Origin of the sequence: Pseudomonas sp. NPDC087803 (assembly GCF_044742995.1) — a bacterium.
Classification (GTDB): Bacteria; Pseudomonadota; Gammaproteobacteria; order Pseudomonadales; family Pseudomonadaceae; genus Aquipseudomonas.
In genome coordinates, this window is sequence record NZ_JBIUVO010000094.1 from 1 (window position 1) to 8,387 (window position 8,387).

The 8,387-nt window shown below is 60.3% G+C and carries 7 protein-coding genes and 1 pseudogene; all 8 read right to left on the reverse strand.

What is annotated here, in order from left to right; genetic code table 11:
- Window positions 1–73 (reverse strand): annotated as a pseudogene (locus tag ACIOUG_RS25465) (NADH-quinone oxidoreductase subunit A); the annotation flags it as partial.
- A 749-nt stretch (window positions 74–822) separates the two neighbouring features.
- Window positions 823–2,148, reverse strand: coding sequence for an isocitrate lyase (aceA, locus tag ACIOUG_RS25470; RefSeq protein ID WP_401069718.1), 1,326 nt, complete (start codon window positions 2,146–2,148; stop codon window positions 823–825).
- A 458-nt stretch (window positions 2,149–2,606) separates the two neighbouring features.
- On the reverse strand, window positions 2,607–3,374 hold the full coding sequence (locus ACIOUG_RS25475; RefSeq protein ID WP_401069721.1) for a secretin N-terminal domain-containing protein: 768 nt from the start codon (window positions 3,372–3,374) through the stop codon (window positions 2,607–2,609).
- Window positions 3,375–3,652: 278 nt separating this feature from the next.
- Window positions 3,653–4,078 carry a GNAT family N-acetyltransferase gene (locus ACIOUG_RS25480; protein ID WP_003223818.1) on the reverse strand — a complete coding sequence of 142 codons (426 nt, stop codon included), beginning with the start codon at window positions 4,076–4,078 and terminating at the stop codon, window positions 3,653–3,655.
- On the reverse strand, window positions 4,071–5,243 hold the full coding sequence (locus ACIOUG_RS25485; protein WP_401069724.1) for a JmjC domain-containing protein: 1,173 nt from the start codon (window positions 5,241–5,243) through the stop codon (window positions 4,071–4,073). The genes ACIOUG_RS25480 and ACIOUG_RS25485 overlap by 8 nt, the downstream gene beginning before the upstream one ends.
- 86 nt (window positions 5,244–5,329) lie before the next feature.
- Window positions 5,330–6,700 carry an adenylosuccinate lyase gene (purB, locus tag ACIOUG_RS25490; protein WP_003223822.1) on the reverse strand — a complete coding sequence of 457 codons (1,371 nt, stop codon included), beginning with the start codon at window positions 6,698–6,700 and terminating at the stop codon, window positions 5,330–5,332.
- Between the two features lie 127 nt (window positions 6,701–6,827).
- Window positions 6,828–7,451, reverse strand: coding sequence for a high frequency lysogenization protein HflD (gene hflD, locus ACIOUG_RS25495; RefSeq protein ID WP_003223824.1), 624 nt, complete (start codon window positions 7,449–7,451; stop codon window positions 6,828–6,830).
- The coding region (gene mnmA / locus ACIOUG_RS25500; RefSeq protein WP_401069727.1) for a tRNA 2-thiouridine(34) synthase MnmA at window positions 7,448–8,387 on the reverse strand (940 nt) is incomplete at its 5' end. The genes mnmA and hflD, both read right to left, overlap by 4 nt.

Sequence of the window (8,387 nt, forward strand, 5' to 3'; positions counted from 1 at the left end):
ACAGGCCGACAACACCCAGAAGGAAAATGGCAAAGCCCCAGTTGTGGGCCATGAGTCCTGTCGCTTCGGGAATGCTGGTAATCCTTAACAGAGAGCAAAGGTCTCTGAGCTTGATAAAGAAATAAGGCAGTGACGATATGTCGCAGCAATCAATCGCGCTGATTTTATGGCTAAACACTCGGCAAGTAAAATTCCTATAGCGAAATTATTTATTGGAATAAGGACATAGCGCACCTCCAATGCCCTGTAGCCCATGCCCTGCGGGCATTAGCCGGGTTTGCGCGAATTATGTTTTGTGGGAAATGTAACGAACATAGTTGCCGCTAAATGATAATTGATATCGTTTGGAGTGGTTTTGTAACTGTAAAGCGGTGCAGTAATCGGAAAGTTGTCTTATATGCCCGTTACTGCAAGTAGCGGTGGCGCCAGTTTTAGCTGGTTTTTGTGGCGTCTGTACCGGCCTGGATCAATGTTTTGTCTCCCAGGCTGAGAGAAAACCTGTGGGAGCGAGCCTGCTCGCAAAGGTGGTGGGTCAGTCACCGCATGCGCAAGCTGACAAAGCGCTTTCGCGAGCAGGCTCGCTCCCACAAGGGGCGTTCGCGGAATCCACCCCCTGTAGGAGTTGCCGAAGGCTGCGATCTTTTGACTTTGCTTTTTAAAGACAAGATCAACAGATCGCAGCCTCCGGCAGCTCCTACAGGGGAGTGTGTTTGGGAATCTGCGGGCAAAAAAACGCCCCGAACCAGTCGGGGCGTCAGTCTTGCGGCTTTGCGGTTAGCTTTCTATCCGGTCCGCAAGGGCCGTTTGCTCAGCGAAGCCGAATCAGTGGAACTGTTCTTCTTCGGTCGAACCGGTCAGCGCGGTCACCGAGGACGAGCCGCCCTGAATCACGGTGGTCATGTCGTCGAAGTAGCCGGTGCCCACTTCCTGCTGGTGAGCCACAAAGGTGTAACCCTTGGCGGCGTCAGCGAATTCCTGCTCCTGCAGCTTCACGTAGGCAGTCATGTCGTTGCGGGCGTAGTCGTGCGCCAGGTTGAACATGCTGTGCCACCTGTTGTGAATGCCGGCCAGGGTGATGAACTGGTGCTTGTAACCCATGGCGGACAGTTCGCGCTGGAACTTGGCGATGGTCGCGTCGTCCAGGTTTTTCTTCCAGTTGAAGGAAGGCGAGCAGTTGTACGACAGCAGTTGGTCCGGGTATTCCTTCTTGATCGCTTCAGCGAAGCGACGGGCTTCTTCCAGATCCGGCTTGGCGGTTTCGCACCAGATCAGGTCAGCGTACGGCGCGTAAGCCAGGCCACGGGCGATGGCTTGATCCAGGCCGGCACGTACTTTGTAGAAGCCTTCCTGGGTACGTTCGCCGGTCACGAACGGCTGGTCGTACGGGTCGCAATCCGAAGTCAGCAGGTCAGCCGCGTTGGCGTCGGTACGGGCCAGGATGATGGTCGGAGTACCGGCAACGTCAGCCGCCAGACGGGCAGCGGTCAGCTTCTGTACGGCTTCCTGAGTCGGCACCAGCACCTTGCCGCCCATGTGGCCGCATTTCTTCACGGAAGCCAGCTGGTCTTCGAAGTGAACGCCGGCGGCGCCTGCTTCGATCATGCTCTTCATCAGCTCGTAGGCGTTCAGCACGCCGCCGAAACCAGCTTCAGCATCAGCCACGATTGGCGCGAAGTAGTCGATGTAGCCTTCGTCGCCCGGGTTTTTGCCGGCTTTCCACTGGATCTGGTCAGCGCGACGGAACGAGTTGTTGATGCGCTTGACCACGGTTGGCACCGAGTCCACCGGGTACAGCGACTGGTCCGGGTACATGGATTCTGCGGAGTTGTTGTCCGCAGCCACCTGCCAGCCCGACAGGTAGATCGCCTGGATACCGGCCTTGACCTGTTGAACAGCCTGGCCGCCGGTCAGGGCGCCCATGCAGTTGACGAAATCTTTCTCTGGGCGGAAGGACGGCTTGGCACCCTGGGTCACCAGGTTCCACAGCTTCTCGGCGCCCATTTTCGCAAAGGTGTGCTCAGGCTGAACCGAGCCACGCAGACGGACGACGTCAGCAGCGGAGTAAGTGCGAGTCACGCCTTTCCAGCGCGGGTTTTCAGCCCAGTCTTTTTCAAGGGCTGCAATTTGCTGTTCGCGTGTCAGTGCCATGGAGATAAACCTCGTCGCGTCTTTATGAAAAGTTGTTCTGCGGTGGAAAATTCCTGCGCTCGCTGACCAGAAGCTTAGGTGGTCAAGTCGGATTCGGCGGGGTAGGCGACGGGATGAACGATGGGCTCGAGGGGAAGTGAGCAGGTAGTGGCGGACTGCGGGCGCATTCGGGCGTCGTGGGCCTTTATACGAACTACAGCGTGAAGCCGGGTTACCTAATTACGCTTCCGTCCCTCGGGACAACTTCGTTCCAGTCGGCAACCTCGTCAAACACACCTTGTGGGCGGTACAGACACGAAGCGGTTCGCGGGGTAGGTGCGAACATCGCTTCGAAGGCCCTTGCCAGGGCCTCTGATTAGCGGGAGCGAGGCCATCATGCCTTCGCTTTTTTGGCCCGTCAAACATTTTGTAGTGCTTTTTTTCAAGCACTACATCTTTCGTCTAATACGACTAATCAGTCAGTTTTCGGTGCTTTGGTCCAAGGCATCGACTTTGACCCGCAAGGTCATGTCATCCCGGCCTTGAGTCGAGTAGCTGCGGGTCAGACCCTGTTTGTCGGCCTGAGTCTGGCGATTCACCCCGGCAAGAGTGATCCATTCGCCCAGGCGTCCGCTGACCGTTGTGTCGGTACTTTGCACGTTCACTACATCGGGACGTTCCTGGCTCATGCGGTCACGGTTAGTACTGATCGCCAGATGAACGATGTCGCCGGTGACGCTGGCGGTGACATAGAACCCCTGAGTGACGTTGCGATATTGCGTCTGGCTGCTGTAATCGCCGTAGGAGTTGGTCTGGCTGCTGGTGATCGGCACGCTCTGGCCGACCTGGATCAGCGCCGGCATGCCGTCGGTGGCCTGCACTTGCTGCACGCCGCCGTCACGGCTGGCGGTGCTGCGGCTGATGATCCGGGTCTGTGCGCCGTTGACCGAATAACCTTCGTCGCCACGGCCATTGTTTTCGTTGGTGTCGACCGTGATCAACAGGCGTTTGGGGGCGGTGTCGAGCTGGGTGATCAGGGCTTTGAGTTCCTGAATCTTGTCCGGCTCGGCCTTGACGATCAGTTGATTGCCATAGGCGCTGACCTGGCCGTCCTTGCCGATGAAGTCTTGCGCCATCGGCAGCATGTCGGTGCTGGTGCGGTACTTGAGGGGCACCACTTCTGTGGCTGCCATCGCCGAGAGGCTGCAGCCGAGCAGCAGGGTGGTGAGCAGGGTGCGTAGGGACATGTCCGTTATCTCCGCTTTCGAAAGGCTTGATATTGCCAGTTTGTCGGCCCGGGGTGGGGCAAGTTGAATCGTAGACAGCAAAACGCCCCGGCATCCAAAAATGGCGGGGCGTTTTGTGGGGTGCTCAAGGGCCTTTGTGGTGAGGGGATTTATCCCCGATGGGCTGCGAAGCAGACCTGAAATTTTGGGGCCGCTCCGCGACCCATCGGGGATAAATCCCCTCACCACAGGATCTCCAGAGATCACAAAATCAATGGAGGTCTCAGGATCTTTGCCGCTCAGGCCGAATGCCGAACCATATCGACATGCGGAATCCCGGCTTCGAGGAATTCCTCGCTGACCAGGCTGAAGCCCAGGCGCTCATAGAACGCCGTGGCCTGTACCTGCGCGCTGAGCATCTGCTGCTGCAGGCCGCGGGCTTCGGCTTCGGCGATGACCGCTTGCATCAGCGCATCGCCCACCTTCATGCCGCGCCAGTCCTTCAGCACCGAAACCCGGCCAATGTGCCCGTCGGGCAACAGGCGGGCGGTGCCGATCGGAAAGTCGCCTTCGAACGCCAGAAAATGCACGGCGGTCGCGTCATCGGCGTCCCATTCAAGCTCGGGTGGCACCGATTGTTCGGCGATGAACACCGTTTCACGAATGCGCCGGATCTCGGCGTTGTCCTTTTGCCAGTCTGCGACACGTACGCGAATCTTATTCATCGGCGAATCCCAGGCTGCCTTGTTTGACCAGTTCGCACAGCAGGCCGCGCCCGTCTTCGTCGTTCAGCCACTCGCCGAGGTTGTCGAGGTGCAGCGCATCGGCGGCGCAGATCAGCTTCAGCAGCTCGCGCAGCTTGCCCGGCAGGTAACGGCTCTGGCCGCTGGCGAACAGCAGCAGATCGTCATCGACTTCCGACCATGCCAGGCGCGCACTCGGGTTGCGGATCAGCACCGCGCCGTCTTGCAGGGCATTGAGGAAGTCATCTTCTTCAACATCTTCCGGGCCGACCACCAGCTCCGGGTAGCGCGGCTCGGTCATGTACTGGCCGAACCAGGTCAGCAGCAGACGCTCGTCGCTCATGTGCTCGGCGAGCAGGCTTTTCAGGCGGCCGAGGGCGTCGTGCTGGATCTGATGTGGATCATCGCTGACCGGTTTCGCATCGGCGTCGGTGTAGCGTTCTTCGTCGGTCAGGAACTGGCTGAGGAAGTCGGTGAAGTGGGTCAGTACTTCCGAGGCGCTTGGCGCACGGAAGCCGACCGAGTAGGTCATGCAGTTGTCGACCGCGACACCGCAGTGGGCCAGGCGCGGCGGCAGGTAGAGCATGTCGCCCGGTTCCAGCACCCATTCTTCGGTTTCGTGGAATTCGGCGAGAATGCGCAGATCCGCATGTTGCAGCAGCGGGCTCTCGGAGTCGCACATCTGGCCGATCTTCCAGTTGCGCTGGCCGTGGCCCTGCAGCAGAAACACGTCGTAGTTGTCGAAGTGCGGACCGACGCTGCCACCCGGAGCGGCGAAGCTGATCATCACGTCATCGACGCGCCAGCTCGGCAGGAAGCGGAAGTTTTCCAGCAGCTCGCTGACTTCCGGGACGAATTGATCAACGGCCTGAACCAGCAGGGTCCACTCTTTTTCCGGCAGTTTGCTGAATTCGTCTTCGGCGAACGGGCCGCGACGCAGCTCCCACGGACGCTCGCCGTGCTCGATCACCAGGCGCGATTCGACCTCTTCTTCCAGGGCCAGGCCGGCCAGTTCATCGGCGTCGATCGGGCTTTCGAAGTCAGGGATGGCCTGACGGATCAGCAGCGGCTTTTTCTGCCAGTAATCGCGCATGAATTCGCGCGCCGTGAGACCGCCCAGAAGTTGAAGAGGAGTATCAGGATTCATGTGTAACCTATTGAAAAAAAGCATTTTTCAGACGGGAATAAAAACGCCCGGCGCGGCCGGGCGTCTCAAACGGGTCAAGCGGTGAATCAGATGCGTTTGGCTTGCGCTACAGCGTTGCCGATGTAGTTGGCCGGAGTCAGCTGTTTCAGCTCGGCTTTCGCTTCGGCCGGCATGTCCAGGCCGTCGATGAAAGTCTGCAGCGCTTCCGGGCTGATGCCCTTGCCGCGGGTCAGTTCTTTCAGCTTTTCGTACGGGTTTTCGATGTTGTAGCGGCGCATCACGGTCTGGATCGGCTCGGCCAGCACTTCCCAGCAAGCGTCGAGGTCAGCGGCGATCTTCTGCTCGTTGAGCTCCAGTTTGCTGATGCCTTTGAGGCTGGCTTCGTAGGCGATCACGCTGTGAGCGAAGCCCACACCGAGGTTGCGCAGTACGGTGGAGTCGGTCAGGTCGCGCTGCCAGCGGGAGATCGGCAGTTTGCTCGCCAGGTGCTGGAACAGCGCGTTGGCGATGCCCAGGTTGCCTTCGGAGTTTTCGAAGTCGATCGGGTTGACCTTGTGCGGCATTGTCGACGAACCGATTTCGCCAGCGATGGTGCGCTGCTTGAAATAACCCAGGGAGATGTAGCCCCAGATGTCACGGTCGAAGTCGATCAGGATGGTGTTGAAGCGCGCGATCGCGTCGAACAGCTCGGCGATATAGTCGTGCGGTTCGATCTGCGTGGTGTAGGGGTTGAAGCCCAGGCCCAGCTCGTCTTCGATGAAGGCGCGGGCGTTGGCTTCCCAGTCGATCTGCGGGTAGGCCGACAGGTGTGCGTTGTAGTTGCCCACGGCGCCGTTGATCTTGCCCAGCAGCGGCACGGCAGCGACTTGAGCGATCTGGCGCTCGAGACGGTAAACCACGTTCGCCAGCTCCTTGCCCAGAGTAGTCGGCGAAGCCGGCTGACCGTGGGTGCGCGACAGCATCGGCACGTCGGCGAAGCGGATCGCCAGTTCGCGAATGGCGTTGGCGGTCTGACGCATCAGCGGCAGCATCACGTCGTCACGGCCTTCGCGCAGCATCAGGGCGTGGGACAGGTTGTTGATGTCTTCGCTGGTGCAGGCAAAGTGGATGAACTCGCTGACCTTGGCCAGCTCCGGCAGCTTGGCCGCCTGCTCCTTGAGCAGGTATTCGATCGCCTTGACGTCGTGGTTGGTGGTGCGCTCGATCTCTTTGACGCGCTCGGCGTGCTCCAGCGAGAAGTTTTCAGCCAGTTCATTGAGAACGGCGTTGGCCTCGGCGGAGAAGGCTGGCACTTCCGGGATACCGGCGTGGGCGGCCAGGCGCTGGAGCCAGCGCACTTCAACCAGGACGCGGGCACGGATCAGGCCGTACTCGCTGAAAATCGGGCGCAGGGCCTGGGTTTTGCCGGCGTAGCGGCCGTCAACAGGGGAAACCGCAGTGAGCGAAGAGAGCTGCATGGGGTGTTCTCGGACAGTCGGGCAACGAAATGGGGCGCGTATCATACATGAAAAAATCCGCCGGTCCGTTGCCAACTGACCGGCGTATTACGCGCTACAGACTACAAAACCTTTAGTGCGCGACGATTTACTCGCTGCGCATCAACGGATACAGCTCTTTGAGCAGCTTGCGCCGGCTGATCACCAACTGCCAGCGGTGGCCGCCGAGCTGTCGCCACAGGCGTGCCGAACGGATACCGGCCAGCAGCAGGGCGCGGATTTTCGAGGCGTTGCTCGGTTGCTGCAGGTTGCGCATGTCGCCATGCACCTGAATCCGCTGGCGCAGGGTGCTCAGGGTGTCCTGATACAGCGCACCGCAGGCGGCAATCACGTTTTCGTGAGCCGGGCCGAAGTGCTCGACCTGCGACTGGATCTGCGGCAGGCGCTTGCCAATGGTGTCGAGCATGTCGTCACGTTTGGCCAGTTGGCGTTCCAGGCCGAGCATCGACAGGGCATAGCGCAGCGGCTCGCGTTGCAGGGTGCTCGGGTCGCGCTCGAGGGCGCCGATCAATGCCCGATAACCCTCACGCAGATTGAGGTCGTCGCCGCCGTACACATCCAGTGTGTCCTTCGGGTCGCGTACCAGCAGGCTGCCGAGCATGCAGCTCAGGCCGGCCTCGCTGGTCTGCCCGGTCTTGGCAATGCGGTCGACCAGCACGGCGGCGAGAAACACCCCGCCCAGCGCCGTCAGTTGCTCCTGAGTCGGGCTCATGCCTGGCCGCTCCACGGCTCGGCGACTTCGATCACGCCGCCGCCGAGGCAGATTTCACCGTCGTAGAACACCACCGACTGGCCCGGGGTCACCGCGCGTTGCGGTTCGTCGAACACGGCGCGGTAGCCGCTGGCGGTTTTTTCCAGGGTGCAGGCCTGATCGCTCTGGCGATAACGCACTTTGGCGGTGAGGCGCAGCGGCTGGCTCAGGTCGATCGGGTTGACCCAATAGATTTCCGACGCGAGCAGGGCGCTGGAGAACAGCCATGGATGGTTGTTGCCCTGGCCGACGATCAGCTCGTTAGTGTCCAGATCCTTGCGCAGCACGTACCACGGCTCGTCGCCGGCATCTTTCAGGCCGCCGATGCCCAGGCCCTGACGCTGACCGATGGTGTGGTACATCAAGCCGTGGTGACGGCCGATGACTTCGCCTTCGGTGGTCTTGATCTCGCCCGGTTGCGCCGGCAGGTATTGCTTGAGGAAGTCGCTGAAACGCCGCTCGCCGATGAAGCAGATCCCGGTGGAATCCTTCTTCTTGGCGGTCGCCAGCTCGTATTTCTCGGCAATGGCGCGAACTTCGGGCTTTTCCAGTTCGCCGACCGGGAACAGGGTCTTGGCGATCTGTTCGCCACCGACAGCGTGCAGGAAGTAGCTCTGGTCCTTGTTCGGATCGAGGCCCTTGAGCAGTTCGGTGCGGCCATCGATGTCACGGCGGCGCACATAGTGGCCGGTGGCGATCAGGTCGGCGCCAAGCATCATGGCGTAGTCGAGGAACGCCTTGAACTTGATCTCGCGGTTGCACAGGATGTCCGGGTTCGGCGTGCGACCGGCCTTGTATTCGGCGAGGAAGTGCTCGAACACGTTGTCCCAGTACTCGGCGGCGAAGTTGGCGGTGTGCAGCTTGATACCGATCTTGTCGCACACGGCCTGGGCATCC

What these genes read in the sequence shown, in the direction of transcription:
- aceA (WP_401069718.1), bottom strand. Translation starts at nt 2,148, where the DNA reads ATGGCACTGACACGCGAACAGCAAATTGCAGCCCTTGAAAAAGACTGG.
- ACIOUG_RS25475 (WP_401069721.1), bottom strand. Translation starts at nt 3,374, where the DNA reads ATGTCCCTACGCACCCTGCTCACCACCCTGCTGCTCGGCTGCAGCCTC.
- ACIOUG_RS25480 (WP_003223818.1), bottom strand. Translation starts at nt 4,078, where the DNA reads ATGAATAAGATTCGCGTACGTGTCGCAGACTGGCAAAAGGACAACGCC.
- ACIOUG_RS25485 (WP_401069724.1), bottom strand. Translation starts at nt 5,243, where the DNA reads ATGAATCCTGATACTCCTCTTCAACTTCTGGGCGGTCTCACGGCGCGC.
- purB (WP_003223822.1), bottom strand. Translation starts at nt 6,700, where the DNA reads ATGCAGCTCTCTTCGCTCACTGCGGTTTCCCCTGTTGACGGCCGCTAC.
- hflD (WP_003223824.1), bottom strand. Translation starts at nt 7,451, where the DNA reads ATGAGCCCGACTCAGGAGCAACTGACGGCGCTGGGCGGGGTGTTTCTC.